General features: G+C 70.9%; 19 protein-coding genes. 15 read left to right on the forward strand and 4 right to left on the reverse strand.

Going from position 1 to position 19553, the window contains the following annotated elements; translation table 11 throughout:
• The first annotated feature begins 16 nt into the window (after positions 1-16).
• The 11 genes from AB0J40_RS38280 (at position 17) to AB0J40_RS38330 (ending at position 13892) form a co-directional block, all read left to right on the forward strand.
• Positions 17-1729 (forward strand): DUF2207 domain-containing protein, encoded by a 1713-nt coding sequence (locus AB0J40_RS38280; RefSeq protein ID WP_364463610.1) that lies wholly within the window; start codon positions 17-19, stop codon positions 1727-1729.
• Positions 1730-1746: 17 nt separating this feature from the next.
• A complete protein-coding gene (locus AB0J40_RS38285) occupies positions 1747-3309 on the forward strand; it encodes a DUF2207 domain-containing protein (RefSeq protein ID WP_364463613.1) in 1563 nt (520 codons plus the stop codon).
• A gap of 9 nt (positions 3310-3318) precedes the next feature.
• The gene (locus AB0J40_RS38290; RefSeq protein WP_364463615.1) at positions 3319-4611 is read left to right on the forward strand and encodes a pitrilysin family protein; all 1293 of its coding nucleotides are present in this window, start codon (positions 3319-3321) and stop codon (positions 4609-4611) included.
• Positions 4608-5987, forward strand: a complete 1380-nt coding sequence (locus AB0J40_RS38295; RefSeq protein WP_364463618.1) for a pitrilysin family protein — start codon at positions 4608-4610, stop codon at positions 5985-5987. Before AB0J40_RS38290 ends, AB0J40_RS38295 begins: the two co-directional genes overlap by 4 nt.
• Complete coding sequence (nudC, locus tag AB0J40_RS38300) at positions 5987-7006, forward strand: NAD(+) diphosphatase (protein ID WP_364463620.1); 1020 nt, start codon at positions 5987-5989, stop codon at positions 7004-7006. Before AB0J40_RS38295 ends, nudC begins: the two co-directional genes overlap by 1 nt.
• A gap of 207 nt (positions 7007-7213) precedes the next feature.
• Entirely contained in the window at positions 7214-8410 is a 1197-nt protein-coding gene (locus tag AB0J40_RS38305) for an ROK family transcriptional regulator (protein ID WP_364463833.1), read from the forward strand.
• Positions 8411-8433: 23 nt separating this feature from the next.
• Complete coding sequence (locus tag AB0J40_RS38310; RefSeq protein ID WP_364463623.1) at positions 8434-9792, forward strand: extracellular solute-binding protein; 1359 nt, start codon at positions 8434-8436, stop codon at positions 9790-9792.
• Positions 9789-10778 carry a sugar ABC transporter permease gene (locus AB0J40_RS38315; RefSeq protein WP_364463625.1) on the forward strand — a complete coding sequence of 330 codons (990 nt, stop codon included), beginning with the start codon at positions 9789-9791 and terminating at the stop codon, positions 10776-10778. The genes AB0J40_RS38310 and AB0J40_RS38315 overlap by 4 nt, the downstream gene beginning before the upstream one ends.
• The gene (locus AB0J40_RS38320; protein WP_364463628.1) at positions 10775-11665 is read left to right on the forward strand and encodes a carbohydrate ABC transporter permease; all 891 of its coding nucleotides are present in this window, start codon (positions 10775-10777) and stop codon (positions 11663-11665) included. Before AB0J40_RS38315 ends, AB0J40_RS38320 begins: the two co-directional genes overlap by 4 nt.
• Positions 11662-12927: a 6-phospho-beta-glucosidase gene (locus AB0J40_RS38325; RefSeq protein WP_364463631.1), complete on the forward strand. Its 1266-nt coding sequence runs from the start codon at positions 11662-11664 to the stop codon at positions 12925-12927. The genes AB0J40_RS38320 and AB0J40_RS38325 overlap by 4 nt, the downstream gene beginning before the upstream one ends.
• On the forward strand, positions 12924-13892 hold the full coding sequence (locus AB0J40_RS38330; RefSeq protein WP_364463634.1) for a BadF/BadG/BcrA/BcrD ATPase family protein: 969 nt from the start codon (positions 12924-12926) through the stop codon (positions 13890-13892). Before AB0J40_RS38325 ends, AB0J40_RS38330 begins: the two co-directional genes overlap by 4 nt.
• Positions 13893-13947: 55 nt before the next feature.
• Here AB0J40_RS38330 and AB0J40_RS38335 read toward each other — a convergent pair whose 3' ends face one another.
• Together AB0J40_RS38335 and AB0J40_RS38340 are read right to left on the reverse strand one after the other, a co-directional pair.
• Entirely contained in the window at positions 13948-14454 is a 507-nt protein-coding gene (locus tag AB0J40_RS38335) for an SRPBCC domain-containing protein (RefSeq protein ID WP_364463636.1), read from the reverse strand.
• Positions 14451-14774, reverse strand: a complete 324-nt coding sequence (locus AB0J40_RS38340; RefSeq protein ID WP_364463639.1) for a metalloregulator ArsR/SmtB family transcription factor — start codon at positions 14772-14774, stop codon at positions 14451-14453. Before AB0J40_RS38340 ends, AB0J40_RS38335 begins: the two co-directional genes overlap by 4 nt.
• 55 nt (positions 14775-14829) lie before the next feature.
• Between AB0J40_RS38340 and AB0J40_RS38345 the strand changes: the two genes are divergently transcribed.
• Positions 14830-15456: a DUF6518 family protein gene (locus AB0J40_RS38345; RefSeq protein ID WP_364463642.1), complete on the forward strand. Its 627-nt coding sequence runs from the start codon at positions 14830-14832 to the stop codon at positions 15454-15456.
• Here the strand turns inward: AB0J40_RS38345 and AB0J40_RS38350 are convergent.
• Positions 15453-16820, reverse strand: a complete 1368-nt coding sequence (locus AB0J40_RS38350) for a gluconate:H+ symporter (protein ID WP_364463645.1) — start codon at positions 16818-16820, stop codon at positions 15453-15455. The genes AB0J40_RS38345 and AB0J40_RS38350 overlap by 4 nt on opposite strands.
• Positions 16817-17314: a gluconokinase gene (locus AB0J40_RS38355; RefSeq protein WP_364463648.1), complete on the reverse strand. Its 498-nt coding sequence runs from the start codon at positions 17312-17314 to the stop codon at positions 16817-16819. The genes AB0J40_RS38350 and AB0J40_RS38355 overlap by 4 nt, the downstream gene beginning before the upstream one ends.
• 85 nt (positions 17315-17399) lie before the next feature.
• Here AB0J40_RS38355 and AB0J40_RS38360 point away from each other — a divergent pair, with 85 nt between their 5' ends.
• The 3 genes from AB0J40_RS38360 to AB0J40_RS38370 all read left to right on the forward strand — a co-directional run bounded on the left by AB0J40_RS38360 (position 17400) and on the right by AB0J40_RS38370 (position 19531).
• Positions 17400-18101, forward strand: coding sequence for an FCD domain-containing protein (locus AB0J40_RS38360; protein ID WP_364463651.1), 702 nt, complete (start codon positions 17400-17402; stop codon positions 18099-18101).
• A gap of 40 nt (positions 18102-18141) precedes the next feature.
• Positions 18142-19032 carry a cobalamin biosynthesis protein gene (locus tag AB0J40_RS38365; RefSeq protein WP_364463654.1) on the forward strand — a complete coding sequence of 297 codons (891 nt, stop codon included), beginning with the start codon at positions 18142-18144 and terminating at the stop codon, positions 19030-19032.
• Between the two features lie 91 nt (positions 19033-19123).
• The gene (locus AB0J40_RS38370; protein WP_364463656.1) at positions 19124-19531 is read left to right on the forward strand and encodes a hypothetical protein; all 408 of its coding nucleotides are present in this window, start codon (positions 19124-19126) and stop codon (positions 19529-19531) included.
• The last annotated feature ends 22 nt before the right edge of the window (positions 19532-19553 follow it).

Raw genomic sequence — 19553 nt, forward strand, 5'->3', positions numbered from 1 at the left:
GTGTGGTGCTGTGTCGATGAAATGGGGGGCGGCGGTCGCGGCCGCCGTCATGGTGCTCGTCGCCGCCGGGCCCGCCGCCGCTCAGGGGCCGTCCGCCGGGCCCGTGCTGCCGAACCCGCCGTCCGACCAGGTCAAGAAACCCCAGCAGCTCAGCGGCCAGGACGTCCAGCCGCCGGAAGGCGCGACCGCCGACGTCGCCCTCAAAGTCCTGCGCGACGGCTCTCTCGAAGTCACCGAGCACGTCACCGTCCCCGGCGGCAAGCAGCTCACTTCGCGCGTGCCCCTCAAGGTCTCCGCGAGCGACGACCAGGACCGCGTCTTCGCCGTCCGGAACATCAAGACCGAAGGCGCCGCCTCCAGCCAGCTGACCGGCGACCAGCTCGTCCTCACCTTCGCCGGCGGCGCGTCGACCGTCGGCTACACCGTCGACGGCGCCGTCGCCGACCAGAGCGGCCGCCAGCAGGCCCGCTGGCAGGTCGCCAGCGGCTTCGACACCCCGCTCGCCAGGCTCACCGCCTCCTTCCTCGCGCCGTCGCCGCGACTGTCCCCTGTGGACTGCTTCGCCGGTCCCATCGGCTCGAGCCGGCGCTGCACCCTCGCCGAGCTCGACCACACCGGCGTCGTGCGCCTCGAACAGAACGACGTCCGCCCCGGCGACCGCGTCGACCTGCTCGTCGGCCTGCCCGCGAACACCGTCCCGGCCACCGCGAAGTTCGCCGACGTCGGCCTCTTCGCCACCGCCTTCGCCTTCACGCCGCTGACCGGCATCGCCTTCGCGCTCCTGCTGGTCTTCCTCGTCGTGGGCGGCATCCACGTCCACCGCCGCCGCAAGCAGGACGCGGACGCCCTCACCACCGCCACCGGCCCGGTCGAGGTCCTCCTCCGCGACGGCGACCGCGTCTTCTTCGCCAGCCCGGACGGCGTGCTGCCCGGCCAGGTCGGCACGGTCGTCGACGAGACCGTCGACGTCGTCGACATCAGCGCGACCGTCGTCGACCTCGCCGTCCGCAACTACCTCTGGCTGGCCGAAGTACCGGGGCCCGACTGGCAGCTCGCCCGCCGCAACCCGCCCGACGAGCACCTCCACGACTTCGAGCGCGCCGTCTACGAGACGCTGCTGCCGGCGGGCACCGACGCCGTCCTCGTGTCGCAGCTGCGCGCCCGCGGCACCCTCGACCTGCGCAAGATCAGCGACGCCATGTACGCCGACGTCGTCACCAAGCGCTGGTTCTCCCGCCGCCCGGACACCGCGCGCGGCCGGCTGACCTGGCTCGGCGCCGGCATCTTCGCGCTCGGCGCGGCCGCCACCGCCGTCCTCACCTTCACGGTCGGCGAAGCGCTGCTCGGCGTCGCGGTCGCCCTCGCGGGCCTCGCCGTCGCGGCGGCGGCCGCGCTGCTGCCTTCGCGCACCGCGCGCGGCCGGGCGCTCGTCGGCCAGGTCCGCGGCCTGCTCGACTACCTGCACACCGCCAAGGCCGAGGACATCCCGCCCGCCGACCGCGAAATGGTGTTCTCGCGGTCGCTGCCGTACGCGGTGGTGCTCGGCGACACCGAACGCTGGCTCGGCGCCTTCGCCGCGCTCAACCCGGCGTCCGACGGCTCGGCCGGCCTCTACTGGTACGGCGGCATGGAGGCCGACCACGACCTGCGCCGGTTCGGCGCGCGCTTCCCGTCCTTCCTGACCGCGCTCGACGGGCTGCTCACCGCGGCCGGCCGCACCGCCCGCTGACCGTGCTCGCCGGGGCCGTGCTGGCGCTGGTCCTGGCCGCGGCGCCGGTGGACCAGCCGCCCTTGCCGACGGTGCCGCAGAGCGCCGAGATCCAGCTCAAGGTCGAGCGCGACGGCTCGCTCTCGGTCGTCGAGGCGATCTCGGTCCCGGACGGCGTCACCATGGACCGCCGGGTCCCGCTGCGGGTCGCCGCCCCGCACCACCGCGACCGCGTCTACGGCGTCCGCGACGTCGTCCTCGAAGGCAGCGGGAACGCCCAGGTGGACCCGGACGCGCTGACCGTCCACCTGACGTCCGGCACGTCGGTCGTCCGGTACACAGTGGACGGTGCCGTCGCCGGCGACCGGGTCACCTGGGAACTGGCCGGCGGCTGGAGCGCCGAGCTGAAGTTCGTCCGGGCCTCCTTCGCGGCGCCCGAGATCCCCACCGCCGTCGACTGCCAGGTGGGTGACTCCCCGTGCGCCGCGGCGCAGATCGACCACGCGGGACTGACCCGGTTCAGCCAGCAGAACCTCGCGGCGGGCGACCGCATGACGGCGACGGTCCAGCTGCCCCCGGGCACGGTCCCCGGGAACGAAGTCCTCGTCCCCGCCAGGACGATCGCCGGGGCGTTCGTGCTCACCGCCCCGGTCGGCTGGGCCTGGGCGGGCTTCGCCGCGCTCCTGCCGGCCGCGGCCGCCTGGGTCCTGCTCGCCCGCCGCCGGGACACCGGCGACCCGCCGAAGGCCGGCCTGATCGCGAAGAACGGCGAGTTCGCGTCCCCGGAAGGAGTGCTGCCCGGGCACACCGGGGTGCTGCTGCACGGCCGCGCCGGGGTCGCCGACCTGGCCGCGACCGTGCTCGACCTCGCCGTCCGCAACTACGTCTGGGTGAGCGACGGCCCGACGCTGACCCGCCGCAACCCCGCCGACGAGCACCTGACGGCCTTCGAACGTGCCGTGTTCGAAGCGGTCCTGCCGGCGGAGTCGGTGACCCTCGCCGAACTGCGGCAGCGGCACGTCGGGATTCCCCGCGCGGAACTGACCGCGGACCTCGCCGGCCGCGGGTGGCTCGCGACCGGGCGGCTTCGGCGCGCGGGGATCCGGGTCGTGTTCTACGGCGTCTTCCTCACCGTCCTGCTGGCCCTGACCGCCGGGTACGCCCAGCTCGGCGTCATCCTGGCGCTGGCGGGGGTCGCCGCCGTCGCCGTCTCGGCGGCGCTGCCGGAGCGTCGCCACGCGGGCGCCGAAGTGGCGCGCCGGCTCCGCGGCGTCGCCGAGGAACTCGCCACCACCCGGGCGAAGGACTTCGACAAACCCCAACGCGAGCTGGTGTTCGCGCGCGGCCTCCCGTACGCGCTCGCTCTGGGCGAACTAGGCCCGTGGGTGGCCGCGTTCGACGGTCTCGAGCACCCGCCGCCGGTCTACTGGCACGACGGCGACATCACCCCTGACCAGGCCGGATCCTTCGCGATCGCGCTCGCGGGCACCTTCGCGGGCGCCCACCGCGGCCACCTCCGGGACCTCGTGAGCGAGGAACCGGGTCAGAACACCGTTTCTCACTCACGAGGTGGCACGCGGGGAACCGGTGGGTCGTCGTAGGGTGGGGCCATGGCCGATCCCGAGCTCGTCCGATACACCCTCGACAACGGTCTGCGCGTGGTCCTCGCACCCGACGCGACCGCGCCGGTGGTCGGCGTCAGTGTCCACTACGACGTGGGCTTCCGTTCCGAGCCCGAGGGGCGCACCGGTTTCGCGCACCTCTTCGAGCACCTGATGTTCCAGGGCTCGGAGAGCCTCGAGAAGCTCGCCCACTTCCGGCACGTCCAGTCCAGCGGCGGCACCTTCAACGGGTCCACCCACCCGGACTACACGGACTACTTCGAGGTGCTGCCCAGCGCCGCGCTCGAGCGCGCGCTGTTCCTCGAGGCCGACCGCATGCGCGCGCCGAAGCTGACCGCCGAGAACCTGGCGAACCAGATCGACGTCGTCAAGGAAGAGATCCGGCTGAACGTGCTGAACCGGCCCTACGGCGGGTTCCCGTGGATCACCCTGCCGCCGGTGCTGTACTCGACGTTCCCCAACGCGCACAACGGTTACGGCGGCTTCGAGGACCTCGAAAGCGCGACGGTCGACGACTGCGCCGCGTTCTTCGACACCTACTACGCGCCGGCGAACGCCGTGCTCACGGTGGCCGGCGACTTCGAGGTCGACAACGCCAGGAAGCTGATCGAGACGCACTTCGGTGACGTCCCGCACCGGCCCGCGCCGCAGCGGCCGTCGTTCGCCGAGCCGCTGCCGACCACCGAGCTGCGCGGCGAGGTCGAAGACCCGCACGCCCCGCTGCCCGCGCTCGGCATCGGCTACCGGATGCCCGACCCGATCAACGACGTCGACGGCTACCTGGCCTACCTGGTCCTCGCCGGCGTCCTCACCGACGGCGACGGCTCCCGCCTGCAGCAGCGGCTGGTGCACCGCGAGCCCCTGGTCGTCGACATCGGCGCCGGCGCCGGGCTGTTCGGCCCGTTCGAGGCGCGCGACCCCGACACGTTCACCATCACCCTGATCCACCCGCACGAGGTGCCGCGCGAGCGCGTGCTCGCCGCGCTGGACGACGAGCTGGAGAAGCTCGCCGAGACCCCGCCGAGCGAGGAGGAGCTGCGCAAGGTCACCGCCCGCTGGACGGCGAGCCTGCACTCCGAGCACGACCGGCTGGTGTCCCGGACGCTGGCCCTCGGTTCGTTCGAGCTGCTCTACGGCGATGCGTCGCTGGTGTACAAGCTCGCGGACCGGATGTCCGCCGTCACCTCGGAAGCCGTTTCGGCGGCGGCGAAGGCGCTGCGCCCCGACGCGCGTGCCGTCCTGGTGGTCAAGCCCGCTTCGGAAGGGACCAACGAGCAGTGACTTCAGCAACGCACCGCAGTGCGGACGAGATCGGCCGCACGACGCGGGGGCCGCGCCCGCTGCCGCCGCTGGGCGAGCAGCGCGCCGCCGCTGATCTGTCCCATGTGGACACTTCGTTGCCCAACGGCCTGCGGGTACTGGCCGTGCGCAAGGCGACCGTGCCGCTGGTCGAGGCCCGGCTGTGGATCCCGTTCGCGGGCGACGACGCGCTGCACCCGGCCACGGCCGAGGTGCTCGCCGAGACGATCCTGACCGGCACGGCGCGGCGCGACCGCATCGAGATCGACGCCGAGCTGGCGCTGATCGGCGGCGACATCGGCGCCGGCGTCGACCCGGAACGCCTGGTGCTGACCGGATCCGCGCTCGCCGAGAAGCTGCCGACGTTCCTCGACGTCCTCGGCGACGTCCTGACGGGAGCGACGTACGCCGACGAGGAGATCGCGCGCGAGAAGGAGCGGCTCGTCGAGCGGATCGCCGTCTCGCGGACCCAGCCGCGCACGATCGCGCGGGAGGCGCTGCAGAAGCACCGCTACGGCGACCACCCCGCCACGCGCGAAGTCCCGCGCGCCGAAGATGTCGCCGTCGTGACGCCCGAGCAGGTGCGGGCGCTGCACCAGGCGTCGGTGCTGCCGCGCGGCTCGGTGCTGGTGCTGGTCGGCGACATCGATCCCTCGGCGGTCATCGGTGACCTGGAGAAGGTGCTCGGCGGCTGGGCGTCCGACCGCTCCGCCGTCCGGCTGCCGCCGCTGCCCGAGCTGACCGGGCCGAACGTGCTGCTGGTGCCGCGCGGCGGGGCCGTGCAGTCGCAGATCCGGCTGTCGGCGCAGACCGTTCCGCGCACGGACCCGGGTTACGCGGCGCTGCAGCTGGCGAACCTGGCCTACGGCGGGTACTTCTCGTCGCGGCTGGTGGAGAACATCCGTGAGAACAAGGGGTACACGTACTCCGCGCACTCCGGGTTCGAGTTCACCGACGGCACCGCGGTGGTCAACGTCGACGCGGACACGGCCACCGAGGCGACCGCGCCGGCGCTGCTGGAGACCCGCTACGAGCTGGGCCGCCTCGGCCAGGTCCCGCCGTCGGGCGACGAGCTGGAGTCGGTGCGGCAGTACGCGATCGGCTCGCTGCTGACGTCGACGTCGTCGCAGTCCGGGCTGGCCGGGCAGGTGCTGGCGCTGGCCTCGACCGGGCTCGGCCTGGAGTGGCTGAACGAGCACCCGGCGCGGGTGGCGGCGGTGACGGCGGACGAGGTGGCCGAAGCGGCGCTGAAGTACTTCGCCCCCAAGCGGTTCACGGGCGTGGTGGTCGGCGACGCGGGCGTGCTGGAGCGCAAGCTGCTGTCGCTGGGCGACGTCGTCGTGGGCGAGCCCGCCTGATGTCCGTCCCGTTTTCGCTAGGTTCGTTGCCGACCTTGTCGCGGTCCACTGTGGACCGTCAGGAAGGCTTGCGCACCAACCCTTCGCGGCTGTTGTCCCGCTGGGCCGACGCCCGGGTCGTCCTGCTGGACGACACCGGGCGCACCCCGGTCGTCGAAGGCACTTCGGTACTGGCGTTCCGGAAGGCGATCGACTTCGGGTCTTCGCCGCCGGCGGACGCGGTGTTCCTGGGCGAGTGGCAGGACACCGACTACTGGTCGCTGCCGGGCGGTCCGTCGGGCTCGGCCGACACCGTGAAGATGGCGGGCAGCTGGGGTTTCGTGGAGGAGGTCCCGCGCGCCGACGGCGAGGTGTGGGTCGACCTGCGCGGCTACGGCGACCTGCTGGACGACACGTCGGCGGGGCTGTTCACGACGGCGCAGGCGTTGCGTTTTTGGCGGCGCCAGGCGAAGTTCTGCACCCGCTGCGGACATCCCACGGAGCTGATCCAGTTCGGCTGGGCGAGCAAGTGCACGAACGACGGGCGCGAGGAGTACCCGCGCACGGACCCGGCGGTGATCTGCCTGGTCCACTCGTCGGAGGGGGTGAACGGTTCCCACGTGCTGCTGGCGCGCCAGCCGATCTGGCCGGCGGGGCGGTATTCGGTCTTGGCGGGGTTCGTCGAGGCGGGGGAGTCGCTCGAGGCGTGCGTGGTCCGCGAGATCCGCGAAGAGGTGGGGGCGGCCGTGTCGGACGTCCGGTACCTCGGGAGCCAGCCGTGGCCGTTCCCGCGCTCGATCATGCTGGGCTTCACGGCGCGGGCGGATCGGTCATTGCCGTTGGTGCCCGCCGACGGCGAGATCGAAGAGGCGCTGTGGGTCTCGCGCGCGGAGGTGCGTGAGGCATTCGCGAACAGTTCGGAGCGCGGCGAGGGGTCGAAGCCGACGCCGATCGCCGACGGGGCGGCGGAGATCATCCTGCCGGGGAACTCGTCGATCGCCCGCGTGATGCTCAAGGCTTGGGCGGACGCGGAGGAGTAACCACCCGCCACAGAGCGCGACCAGAAAACGGCCCCGGCTACTCGCCGGGGCCGTTTTCGTTGCGCCCTGTGCACCTCGCCCAGCCGTTACCTGCTCGTTTCACCAGACCGTTGACGGCTGTGCGCCGGCTCACTACAGTCCCCGGAAACCGTCTGTAAAGTATCCTAATTAAGTCGGGAGCAACGAGTGCGAGCCGGTAGCCCGCGGATGCTGCGCGAGATCAACGATCGCGCCGCCATCGAGGTCCTCCTGCGGGAGGGCCCCCTCACGCGGGCCGAGCTCGAGCTCGCCATCGGGCTCTCCAAGCCCGCCACCGCGCAGCTCATCACCCGGCTCGAACAGGACAACCTCGTCATGAAGGCCGGCGTCCGAGGCGGCGGACGCGGACCCCGCGCCCAGCTCTGGGCCGCCAACGGCAGCCTCGCCTTCGTCGCCGCCGTCGATCTCACCCCGCACGTTGCCGACTTCGTCGTCGCCGATGTCGCCGGGATCGTGCTCGCCGAGTACCGGACGCCGCTGCCCGTGCACGCCGGGGCCGACGTCGTCGGGACCTTCGGCGAAGCACTCCAGAAGGTCGCCGGCGACGCCGGGATCGAACGAGAAGACCTGGCCCACGTCGTGATCGGCGCGCAGGGTGCGTTCGATCCGCGGACCGGCCTGCTCTCCTCCGCCCCGCACATCCCCGGCTGGCTCGGCTTCGACGTCCCGCAGAAACTCAGCGACGAACTCGGCGTCGACGTCCTCATCGAGAACGACGTCAACCTCGTCGCCGTCGAGGAGATGACCGTCGGGCAGGCCCAGGACGTCGACGACTTCGTCATGGTCTGGCTGTCCGAAGGCGTCGGCGGCGCCGTCGTCATCGGGCGGCGGTTGCTGCGCGGTGCCACCGGCGGGGGCGGCGAGATCGACTGGATGCGCGTGCCCGATCCGGCCACTGTGGACACCGGGGACGTCTGGCCCGAAGCCGGCGCCCGGTTCGGCAACCTCGTCGACTCGCCCGCCATCTGCCGCCTCGCCGCCGCCCACGGCATCCAGGCCGACACCGCCTGGGAAGCCATGGCGAAAACCGAGCCACACCATCCCTTCCGCCACGATCTGGCGAAGCGGGTCGCCGGCGGCGTCGCCAACCTCGTCGCCGTCGCCGACCCGCAGCTCGTGCTCCTCTGCGGTGACACCAGCCGCGCCGGCGGCGAAGAGTTCGCCGCGCTGGTGCAGGAAAAGCTCCACGAACTGGTCCTGCCGCGCACGCCCGTCGGCTGCGCTTCCGTGCAGGGCAACGCCGTCCGCGCCGGTGCGCTGCAGTCCGCGCTGGCCACCGCCCGTGAGGACGTCTTCGGCGTCGTCACCCCCACGCTCCTCGGGTCGCAGGCCCGAGGTCGGAAGCACCCGTCCCCGACCGAGTAGACCGACCGATGAGGAGGAGGGCCATGCCCCCTACCACCCGGACCCGCCGAGGCGCCCTGCTGGTGGCCGCCGCCGCGGCGTCCGTCCTGCTGACCAGCGCCTGTTCCGGCGCCGCCGCCCCCAGCGGGGGTGACGCGGCGGCCGCGCCCGGCAAGGACGACAAGATCACGATCACCGTGTACTCCAAGTTCACCGACCGCGAGTACGGCGTGGTCACGGCGGGTCTCAACAAGCTCAAGACGAAGTTCCCGAACATCGAGATCAAGCACGAGGGCAACCAGGACGACGACAAGCTGACCCAGTCGATTCGCGGCGGCAACCCACCCGACGTCGCGATCTCCTTCTACACCGACAACCTCGGCGCCTGGTGCTCCACCGGCAGCTTCCAGGACCTCAAGCCCTACATCGACCGCGACAAGATCGACCTGAACCAAATCCCCGAAGCGGTCCGCAACTACACCGAGTACCAGGGCAAGCGGTGCGCGATGCCGATGCTCGCCGACGTCTACGGCTTCTACTACAACAAGGACATGTTCGCGGCGAAGGGCGTCACCTCGCCGCCGAAGACCACGGACGAGCTGCTCGAGGACGCCAAGAAGCTGACCGAGTACAACGCGGACGGCTCGATCAAGGTCGCCGGCTTCCTGCCGTCGATGCCGTTCTACGCCAACCAGGCCCAGTACTGGGCGCCGAACTTCGGCGCGCCGTTCCTCGGCCCGGACGGCAAGTCGGACCTCGCCACCAACCCCGGCTGGAAGGCGATGTTCGAGTTCCAGAAGAAGCTGATCGACGCGCTCGGTGGCCACGACAAGGTCGAGAAGTTCAAGGCCGGTCTCGGTGACGAGTACTCCGCCGACAACGGCTTCCAGAAGGGCAAGCTGGCGATGATCTACGACGGTGAGTTCCGCACCGCGTTCATCAAGGATCAGGCGCCGACCCTGAACTACGCCACCGCGCCCGCCCCGGTGCTCACCACCATGGCGGACAAGTACGGAAGTGCCTTCACCACCGGCACGATCATCGCGATCCCCAAGGGCGCCAAGAACCCCGGCGCCGCGTGGGAGCTGATCAAGCAGGTCACGCTGGACACCGACACCCTCGTGGACATGGCCAACGGCCTGAAGAACGTGCCCAGCACGAAGGCCTCGCTGACTTCGCCGCGCCTCGACCTGCAGCCGCAGTTCAAGACGTTCCTCGACATGTACGACAGCGGCAAGCTCGTCTCGAACCAGACCACGCCGATCGGTGACGCGCACCTCAAGGCGGTCAACGACTTCGCCGAGAAGTGGCAGGCCGGCTCGATCCCCGATCTGACCGCGGGCCTGCAGAAGGTCGACGCGCAGATCAACGACGAGCTGAAGCAGAAGGGCGCGGGCGGATGACCACGCTCGTCGCCAAGACCGACGGTTCCCCGTCCGCACCGGCCAAGGTGCGGGCGGGGGCCCGCCGGGCCAAGCGCCGCCGGACCGTCTTCCTCTTCATGGCCCCCGCGTTCGTCGGGTTCCTGATCTTCTTCGGCTACCCGCTGATCGCGACGGTCTACTACTCGTTCACCCGCTACGACCTGATCAACCCGCCGCAGTTCGTCGGCTTCGACAACTACGTCCGGATGTTCACCAGCGAGCCGCTGGTCGGCACGGCCGCGTACAACACGCTGTGGCTGGTGGTCGTCCTGACGGTCTGCCGGGTGGTGTTCTCGCTCGGCGTCGCGTCGGTGATCTCGCGGCTGAAGTCGGGCGTCGGCCTGGTCCGGACGCTCTGCTACCTGCCGACGCTGGCCCCGCCCGCGGCGGCCACGCTGGCGTTCGTCTTCGTGTTCAACCCGGAGTTCGGACCGGTCAACCGGTTCCTGCGGCTCGTCGGCATCGACGGCGGGCTCTGGTTCAACAGCCCCGAGATGTCGAAGCCCGCGCTGACGCTGCTGGCGCTGTGGGGTTCCGGCGAGCTGATGATCATCATCCTGGCCGCTCTGCTCGACGTCCCGACCGAGCAGTACGAGGCCGCCGAACTCGACGGCGCCGGCCCGATCCGCCGGTTCTGGCACGTCACGCTGCCGTCGATCTCGCCGGTCCTGCTGTTCGGCGTGGTCAATTCGATCATCTACGCGCTGCAGTTCTTCACGCAGGCGATCGTGGCGGCCTCGGCGAGCGCGGGTACCGCGGACGTCGCCGGCAACTCGAAGCTGATCGGGGCACCGCAGAACTCGACGCTGACGTACCCGATCTGGCTGTACGTCCAGGGTTTCCGCTACTTCAACATGGGTTACGCGGCCGCGATGGCGGTGCTGCTGTTCATCGTTTCCGCGGGCTTCACGTGGATTCTCGTGCGGCAGCTGCGGAAGTCTCAGCACCAGGAGGAGGGGGCATGACCGCACTGGCCGAAGCGCCGCAGAAGCCGGCGGGAGTGCCGCCGCGGGTGCGGTTCAAGCGCAGCTGGGACAAGCGGCTGTCGTTCATCGCGCTGCACTCGGTCGGCATCGCCATGGGCGTGATCTTCATGCTGCCGCTGCTCTTCGTCTTCCTCACGGCGGTGATGAAAAGCGACCAGGCGATGACGGCGAGCCTGTGGCCGAGCGAATGGCACTTCGAAAACTTCGTCACGGTGTTCAAGAAGGCGCCGCTGCTCGAATACTTCGGCAACAGCCTGCTGTATTCGGCGCTGGCGACGGCGGGCGCGCTGCTTTCGGCGATCCCGGCGGCCTACGGGCTGGCGAAACTGCGGTGGCGCGGGCAGAACCTGTTCTTCATGCTGACCGTGGCCGCGATGCTGCTGCCGCCGCAGGTCACCGTCGTGCCGCTGTACGACCTGTGGGTCCGGATGGGCCTCACCGGCACGCTGGTCCCGCTGATCGTGCCGTACTTCTTCTTCGACGCGTTCTCGATCTTCCTGCTCCGCCAGTTCTTCCTCACCATTCCGAAGGACTACATCGAAGCGGCGAAGATCGACGGCTGCAACGAGTTCCAGGCCATGGTCCGGGTGCTGATCCCGATGGCCAAGCCGGGGATCGCGGCCACCGCGATGTTCTGCTTCCTGTTCACCTGGAACGACTACTTCGGGCCGCTGCTCTACACCGGCGAGAACCAGGACCACTGGCCGCTGTCGCTGGCGATCGCGTCCTTCCGCGGCATGCACCACGTCGAGTGGAACATGACGATGGCGGCGACCGCGCTGATCATGGCGCCGGTGATCGTGCTGTTCGTGTTCGCGCAGAAGTCGTTCGTCAAGGGCATCACATTCACGGGAGTCAAGGGATGAAGCTGGCAGTCGTCGGTGGCGGGTCCACCTACACGCCGGAACTGATCGACGGGATCGCCGGGCGCCGGTCCACTTTGGACGTCGACGAGATCGTGCTGGTCGACCCGGACGCCTACCGCGTCGAGGCCGTCGGCGGGTTCAGCCAGCGCCTCCTCGACCACGCCGGGCACCCCGCGCGGGTCAAGACGACGCAGTCGCTGGAGGAAGGTGTCGACGGCGCCTCCGCCGTGCTGATCCAGCTGCGCGTCGGCGGGCAGCGGGCGCGGCGCTCCGACGAGACGTTCCCGCACGCCTGCGGCTGCGTCGGGCAGGAGACGACCGGCGCGGGCGGGCTGGCGAAGGCGCTGCGCACGGTGCCGGTGGTGCTCGACATCGCCGACCGCGTCCGCAAGATCGCCGGTGACGACACGTGGATCGTCAACTTCACCAACCCGGTCGGCATCGTCACCCGCGCCCTGCTCAACGAGGGGCACCGCGCGGTCGGGCTGTGCAACGTCGCGATCAACCTGCAGCGCCAGTTCGGCCGGCTCCTGGGCGTCGGCGCGGACGACGTCAAGCTCGTCCACACCGGACTGAACCACCTGAGCTGGGAACGCGGCGCGCTCGTCGACGGCGTCGACCGGCTGCCGGAGCTGCTGGAGGAGCACCTGGACTACCTGTCCAAAGAGGTCAGCGTGCCGGAGAAGTGGTTGCGGCGGATGAACGTCGTGCCGTCGTACTACCTGAAGTACTTCTACGCGCACGACGAGCAGGTGACCAAGCAGCGCACCGAGCGTCCGCGCGCGGACGTCGTGTCCGACGTCGAGGAAGAGCTGCTGAAGATCTACCTCGACCCGGAGCAGAACACGAAGCCGGAGTCGCTGGAGAAGCGCGGCGGTGCGTACTACTCGGAAGCCGCCGTGCAGCTGGTGCACGCGCTGACCGCGGGCGGGCCGGCCGAGGAGCACGTGGTGAACGTCCGCAACGACGGCACCTTCCCGTTCCTCCCGGACGACGCCGTCATCGAGGCGCGCTCCATTGTGGACTCGAAGGGTGCGGTGGCGATCCCGCAGCCGCCGGTCGAACCGCAGTTCTCGGGCTTGATCTCGGCGACCACGGCGTACGAGTTCCTGGCTTTGGAAGCGGCGCTGAAGGGTGGCCGCGACCGCGTCGCCGACGCCCTGCTCGCCCACCCGCTGGTCGGCCAGTACGCGAAGGCCGACACGCTCGCCGACTCGCTGGTGCAGATCAACCGCGAGTACCTGCCCTGGGCTCGCGGATGAAGCCTGCAGTCATCGCGATCGACGGCGGCAACAGCAAGACCGAGGTCCTCGTGATCTCGGAAGACGGCGTCGTGCTGGGGAAGTCGCGCGGCCCCGGCGCGTCGCCGCAGAACATCGGCGTCGCGGCCTGCGTCACGGCGCTGGAAGGCCTGGTGCTGGAGGCATACCCCGACTTCGGGGAGAAGCCGTTCGCGGTGCACACGTCCGCGTACCTGGCCGGGCTGGACTTCCCGCGCGAGGAGGAGGCGCTGCACGCGGCGCTGTCCGCGCGCGGGTGGAGCGACACCCTGACGGTCGGCAACGACACCCTCGCGCTGCTCCGGGCGGGCAGCGCGGGGGTGGGTGTCGCGGTCGTGTGCGGCGCCGGGATCAACGGCGCCGGCGTCGGCCCGGACGGCCGCGTCCACCGCTTTCCCGCGCTGGGCAAGATCTCCGGCGACTGGGGCGGCGGCTACCGGCTCGGCGAAGAGGCTCTGTGGTGGGCCGTGCGCGCCGAGGACGGCCGCGGCCCGCGGACCGCGTTGATGCCGGCGGTGGCGGCGTACTTCGGCCGGCCGACGCTGCTGGACGTGGTGCAGGGCCTGCACTTCGAGGAGATCGACGCGGCGTCGATCCACGGCCTGTGCCCGCTGCTGTTCGAGGTGGCCGCGGCGGGCGACGAGGTCGCGCAGGACATCGTGACGCGGTTCGTCGAGGAGGTCAGCGTGTTCGCGGCGGTGATCCTGCGCGAACTGGACCTGACCGAGGACGCGCCGGAGATCGTCCTCGGCGGCGGTGTCCTGACCGGCATCGGCGCGCCGGTGATCGCGGAGATCGAGAAGCGGTGCCTGAAGGTGGCGCCGCGTGCGGTGGTCCGGGTCGTCGACGTGAACCCCGTGGTGGGGGCGGCGTTGTTCGGACTCGACACGCTGGGCGCGTCGGAGGCTGCGAAGGCGGCCTTGAAGGCGGCGACCCAGCGCGTCTGAAGACCCTGGCGGGGCCTGCCTCGAAGCGGCGCGAGACAGGCCCCGCCAGACCCTCTCAAGGAACGAGGATCTCGCCGGTCTCCAGCAGGGACTTGAGGTCGGAGAGCACCCAGGCCCAGCCGCCACCGGCGTTCTCGCCCGGCCCGGCGTTGATGTCCTCGTGCACCCCGCCGACCATCTCGGCGGTGAGCGGCGCGCCGGTGAGGTCGTGGGTGACGGTCAGTCTGGTGCCGGCGGTCTTGGTTTCTTCGATGTCGTAGGTGAGCGTGGTGTAGGGCTCGGCGCCCATCCCTTCCGGGCCCATCAGCAGTTTCCAGGTGATGACGAGCTTGCGCGGCGGATCGACTTCGAGGACTTCGCCGTCGACGAGGTCCCCGGTGAACCCGGCGTCGATGAACGCCTGCGTCGGGCGGGTCCGGTGCTTGCCGCCGACCTTGAGGTCGAAGTCGGCGAGGCCGGTGTAGCCGTACTTCTGCGTCCACTCGGGCTTGGTGATGGCTTCCCAGATGCGCTCCGGGGTGGCCTTGATGTAGACGCGGTGGACCTGCACGGTGGTCGTCATGGTTCTTCGCCTTCCAGTTCGTTCTTGAGATCGAGCAGCGCGGTGACCTGGCGTTCGGTGTACTTGTCGATCCACCGGTCGTGGATCTGCCGGATGGGCACGGGGTTGAGGAAGTGCAGCTTTTCCCGGCCTTCCTTCCGCGCGACGACGAGCCCGGCCTCTTCCAGGAGCTTCAGGTGCTTCATGACGCCGAAGCGGGTCATGTCGACTTGGGTCTCCAGCTCGGTGAGCGTGCGGCCGTCACGCTCGAAGAGCAGGTCGAGCAGGAACCGGCGGGTCGGATCCGCCAGCGCCTTGAACACCAGGTCGTCGTCGGGCACGTCAGCGAGGATAGGTGACCAAAAGGTCACATGTCAACGGTCGCTACGGCGGCGCATGGCCTACGTGGGGGTAGCGCGCGACCGTCACCTGCTGACGTGCGGCGCGATCGGTCTGCTGACCGGGTTCTTCGCCGCTGACTGCTACTACTCGCTCCCGCTGCGCGTGCTCGCGCACAGTCTCGGGCCGTGGGTGCTCGCGGTGGCGGTGGTGGCCGCCCGCACCGACGTGCGCCGGGCCTGCGCGCGGAGCGCGTCGCTCCTCGTCGGCGCGGTGGTGGCGTTCTACGTCGGCAAGAAGGTGTTCTACGGCATCGAGTACCCGGGCATGCCCTACGACATCGCGGTCGACACCATGGTGCTGTGGTGTGGGTTCGCGGTGGTCGCCGGGCTCGCGCTGGGCTTCCTGTTCCACGCGATCGGCGCGGACACGTGGCGCGGCGCGCTCGCGACGGCCGCGGCGGTCGGGCTGCTGCTCGCCGACGCGTACGACGCCGGCGGGTTCGACCCCGACCGGGGGCTGCCGCTCGGGGTGCTCGCCCTGGCGGGGGCACTCGCGGTGCTCGCCCGCCAGGGCTTCCACGCGACCAAGGTGCAGCGGTTCGCCGTGGTGATCGTTCCCGTGACAGCGCTGGCGTACCTCGTGGTCCAGCTGCCGGACGTGATCGAAGGCGTCGTCCTCTAAACGACCAGCGACAGCGGCAGGATCAGCGCGATCGCCACCACCGAAATCAGCGTCTCCATCACCGACCAGCTCTTCAGCGTCTGCCCGACCGACAGCCCGAAGTACTCCTTCACCAGCCAGAACCCGGCGTCGTTGACGTGCGAGAAGAACAGCGAGCCGGCGCCGATGGCCAGGACCAGCAGCGCGCTGTGCGACGGGTCCATGGTCGCCGCCAGCGGGGCCACGATGCCCGCCGCCGAGACCGTTGCCACCGTGGCCGAGCCCGTTGCCAGGCGGATCGCCACCGCGACCAGCCAGCCCAGCAGCAGCGGCGACAGGTGCGCGTCCTTCGCCAAGCCCGTGATGACGTCGCCGACGCCCGCGTCCACCAAGGTCTGCTTGAAGCCGCCGCCCGCGCCGACGATCAGGATGATCCCCGCGATCGGGCCGAGCGACTCGCCGACCACAGTGGACAGTCGCGCCCGGTCGAGACCCGCCGGGCGGCCGAGCAGCACCATGCCCACCAGGACCGCCGCCAGCAGCGCGATCAGCGGGTCACCGACGAAGTCCAGGACCTTGCGCGCCTGGTTTTCCTTGCCCAGCAAGATGTCCGAGAGCGCTTTCGCCAGCATGAGCACGACCGGCAGCAGCACGGTCGTGAGCGTCGCGGCGAAGCTCGGGCGCGGCTTGTCCGGGTCGGCGCGTTCCGGGATCAGCCGCTCGGGCGGCTGCGCGTCCGGCACCAGCCGGGCGGCGACGCGACCGAACAGCGGGCCCGCGACGACCAGCGTCGGGATCCCGACGAGCAGGCCGAACGCCAGCGTCACGCCGACGTTCGCGTTCAGCGCGCCCGCCGCGGCGAGCGGACCCGGGTGCGGCGGGACGAGCCCGTGCAGCACCGACAGCCCGGCGACCGCCGGAATGCCCAGCAGCATCAACGGTTTCCCGGTGCGCTTGGCCGCGAGCAGCACGACCGGGATGAGCATGACGAGCCCGATCTCGAAGAACATCGGCAGCCCGATCAACGCCGCCACCAGCGCCATCGCCCAGGGCAGCGCGCCGCCGCGGGCCCTGCCCAGCACCGTGTCGACGATCTGGTCGGCGCCGCCGGAGTCGGCCAGCAGCTTGCCGAGCATCGCGCCGAGCGCGATCAGGATGCCGACGGACGCGACGGTGCTGCCGACGCCGTTCGTGAAGCTCTTCAACAGCTTGTCGACCGGCATCCCGGCGGTCAGGCCGAGCACCAGCGAGCCGAGCACCAGCGACAGGAACGGGTGCAGCTTCACCTTCGTGATCAGCACGACGATGACGGCGATCGCGACGACGGTCGCGATGATCAGGCGGGTGTCGTGGCCGGTCCAGCCGGCGGCGAGGAGGGTGTTCACGCGTGCTCCCGGAAGGCGGTCAGCGCGGCTTCGGTGATCTCTTCCGGAGTGCCGCTGGTGTTGTCGAAGACGGCGCCTGCCTCGTCCGGCTCCAGGGGTTCGAGGTCGGCGAGCTGGGAGTCCAGCAGTGACACGGGCATGAAGTGGCCGGTGCGGGTCTTCATCCGCTCGGCCAGCTGCGCCCGGTCGCCGTGCAGGTGGGCGAACCAGACGTCGCCACCGGTCCGCAGCACGTCGCGGTACCGGCGCTTGAGCGCGGACGACGTCACGACGCCGCCGGAGGCCTGGTGCTCGCGGATCCAGCCGGCGATGGCCTCCAGCCAGGGGGCGCGATCCTCGTCCGTCAGGGGATGCCCGGCGGTCATCTTGTCGATGTTGGCCTTCGGATGGAACGTGTCCGCTTCCGCGTATTCGACGCCCAGCGCGTTCGCGAGCGCCGTGCCGATCGTCGTCTTGCCGGAGCCTGACACCCCCATCACCACGATGACGGTCATCCGCACCTCCCACTTCGTTGTGCCCAGGTGAGTCAAACTCAAAAGTACTACTTATTCAAGATGAAGTACTACTTAATCGAGTCAGATGGCTAGGTTGGACCCGGTGAGGCACGAGCAGGTACTGGACGCGCTGGGCGCGGCGATCGCGAACGGGTCACTGGAACCGGGCACCGTCCTGCGCTCCGAAGAGCTTCAGGAGCGCTTCGGAGCTTCGCGGACGGTGGCGCGCGAAGTCGTCCGGGTGCTCGAGACAATGCGGCTGACCAGCAGCAAGCGCCGCGTCGGCGTGATCGTCCGGGAGCCGGCGGAGTGGAACCACTACGACCCGCGGCTGATCCGCTGGCAGCTCGACGGTCCCGCACGGCCGGCGGCCCTCGCGACGCTGAACGAGCTGCGCTCGGGGATCGAGCCGTGCGCGGCGCGGTACGCGGCCCTGCGCGCGACGCCGGAGGAGCGCGGCCGGCTCGGCGCGCTGGGAGAGCGGCTGGCGCGCACGGCCCGCGCGCGCGACCTCACGACGTTCCTCGAATTCGACATCGCGTTCCACGACCTGCTGCTGACCGCGTCCCGGAACCCGATGTTCGCGCAGCTTTCCGCGGTCGTCGCGGAGGTGCTCACCGGCCGGACCGGGCACGGGCTGATGCCGCCGGAACCGCAGCCCGAGGCCATCGCGCTGCACCTGGAGGTGGCCGCGGCGGTGGCGGCGGGGGAGGCCGACCGGGCGGAGCGGGCGATGCGGGACATCGTCGTCCAGGCGCGTGAGGAGATCGCGGCGCTGGTCGAGTAGCCTCCTCGGGTACTGGACTTTCTTTTGCCGGGGGGCACGGGTGAGCGCGGCGCGCGCGATCGGACTGGTGTTGGGCGTGGCGGCCGACGGCGCCCTCGGCGACCCCCGTCGGCGGCTCCCGGTGACGGCGTTCCGCCGCCTCCCGCAGCGTTCGGGGGCGGTGGCCGCGGGCGTCGCGGTGATCGGCGGCCTCCTGCTCGAACGCGCCGGCCGCGGCCGCCCGCTGGTCCAGGCGTCGGCGACGGCGGTGACGACCTGGGCGGTCCTCGGCGCGGCCGGCCTGGCCCTGCAGGGCACGGAGCTGGCCCGCGACCTCGAGGAGTCCCGCTTCGACCCGGCCCGCGCGACCCTGTCCGAGCTGGACCCCCGCGTGGCCGACGGCCTGGACCTGGTGGGGCTGTCGCGCGCATCGGTGGAAACGGTGGCGGAGAACACTTCGGACGCCGTGGTGGCGCCGCTGGTCTGGGGCGCGGTGGCGGGGGTCCCGGGGCTGCTCGGAGCGCGCACGGTGAGCCTGCTGCGCCGCGCCCGCATGGGACGGCGGGGCCACTGGGCGATCGACCGGCTGGACGAGCTGGTCCACCTGGTCCCGACCCGCGTGGCGGCGGGCTTGACGGTGCTGGCGGCCCCGGTGGTCGGCGGCTCGGCGGGCGGAGCGTGGCGGGCGTGGCGCCGCGACACGATCGCCCACCCGAGCCCCAACGCGGGCCGCGTCGAGGCGGCTTTCGCGGGAGCGCTGGAAGTTCGCGTCGGCGGGCGGACGGTTTATCCGCACGGGGTGGCGGAGCTGCCGGTGCTCGGGGTGGGGCGGAATCCCGACGCCGGGCACGTGACGCGGGCGGTGGAGCTGTCCCGCGTGGTCGGATGGCTGGCCGGTGTCACTTCGGTGGTGCTCGCGGTGGTCGCGGGGTTCTGGCGCCGCTCGCGTTGACGTTGTAACTCCTCCGCGTATCGACGGGCGTAGGCAACGCTCCACGATTACCGGGAGGATTTTCGTGCGGTACAAGCACATTGCGGCAGGCGTGATCACCGCGAGCCTGTTGAGTCTCCTCGTCACCGGCACCGCCGAGGCCCAGCGCCGCTGCGGTCCCACCTACGAGCAGGACTCCGCCGGCAGCCTGGGCACGACGTTCACGCTGAAGTCCAAGCACGACGACGACGGCCCCGGCGGGTCGTTCGTCGTGGGGGAGGAGTTCGAGATCCACACCACCGTCGCCGGTCAGGTCTGGTCCATCACCTTCGCCGACAACGGCAAGGTCTTCTTCACCGGCGACGACGTCTCGACGACCGCCGGCATCCGGGAACAGCACGCGACCGCCAACCAGCCGGGCGTCACCCAGATCATGACCGCGGACGCGCTCAACCACGCGACCGGCGAGACCATCCACGGTTCCCTGGCCGTGCTCCCCGTCCCGGGCTGCGGCGGCTGACGGCGACGCGCGTCGCGGCTGA

The organism is Amycolatopsis sp. NPDC049691 (assembly GCF_040675005.1).
GTDB lineage: Bacteria > Actinomycetota > Actinomycetes > Mycobacteriales > Pseudonocardiaceae > Amycolatopsis.

Coding starts and splice junctions, on each gene's coding strand:
- AB0J40_RS38335 (WP_364463636.1), bottom strand. CDS start 14,454: ATGACGACCACCGTGCAGGTCCACCGCGTCTACATCAAGGCCACCCCG.
- AB0J40_RS38360 (WP_364463651.1), top strand. CDS start 17,400: ATGGCTAGGTTGGACCCGGTGAGGCACGAGCAGGTACTGGACGCGCTG.
- AB0J40_RS38325 (WP_364463631.1), top strand. CDS start 11,662: ATGAAGCTGGCAGTCGTCGGTGGCGGGTCCACCTACACGCCGGAACTG.
- AB0J40_RS38330 (WP_364463634.1), top strand. CDS start 12,924: ATGAAGCCTGCAGTCATCGCGATCGACGGCGGCAACAGCAAGACCGAG.
- AB0J40_RS38305 (WP_364463833.1), top strand. CDS start 7,214: ATGCTGCGCGAGATCAACGATCGCGCCGCCATCGAGGTCCTCCTGCGG.
- nudC (WP_364463620.1), top strand. CDS start 5,987: ATGTCCGTCCCGTTTTCGCTAGGTTCGTTGCCGACCTTGTCGCGGTCC.
- AB0J40_RS38315 (WP_364463625.1), top strand. CDS start 9,789: ATGACCACGCTCGTCGCCAAGACCGACGGTTCCCCGTCCGCACCGGCC.
- AB0J40_RS38290 (WP_364463615.1), top strand. CDS start 3,319: ATGGCCGATCCCGAGCTCGTCCGATACACCCTCGACAACGGTCTGCGC.
- AB0J40_RS38345 (WP_364463642.1), top strand. CDS start 14,830: ATGGCCTACGTGGGGGTAGCGCGCGACCGTCACCTGCTGACGTGCGGC.
- AB0J40_RS38355 (WP_364463648.1), bottom strand. CDS start 17,314: ATGACCGTCATCGTGGTGATGGGGGTGTCAGGCTCCGGCAAGACGACG.
- AB0J40_RS38280 (WP_364463610.1), top strand. CDS start 17: ATGAAATGGGGGGCGGCGGTCGCGGCCGCCGTCATGGTGCTCGTCGCC.
- AB0J40_RS38320 (WP_364463628.1), top strand. CDS start 10,775: ATGACCGCACTGGCCGAAGCGCCGCAGAAGCCGGCGGGAGTGCCGCCG.
- AB0J40_RS38310 (WP_364463623.1), top strand. CDS start 8,434: ATGCCCCCTACCACCCGGACCCGCCGAGGCGCCCTGCTGGTGGCCGCC.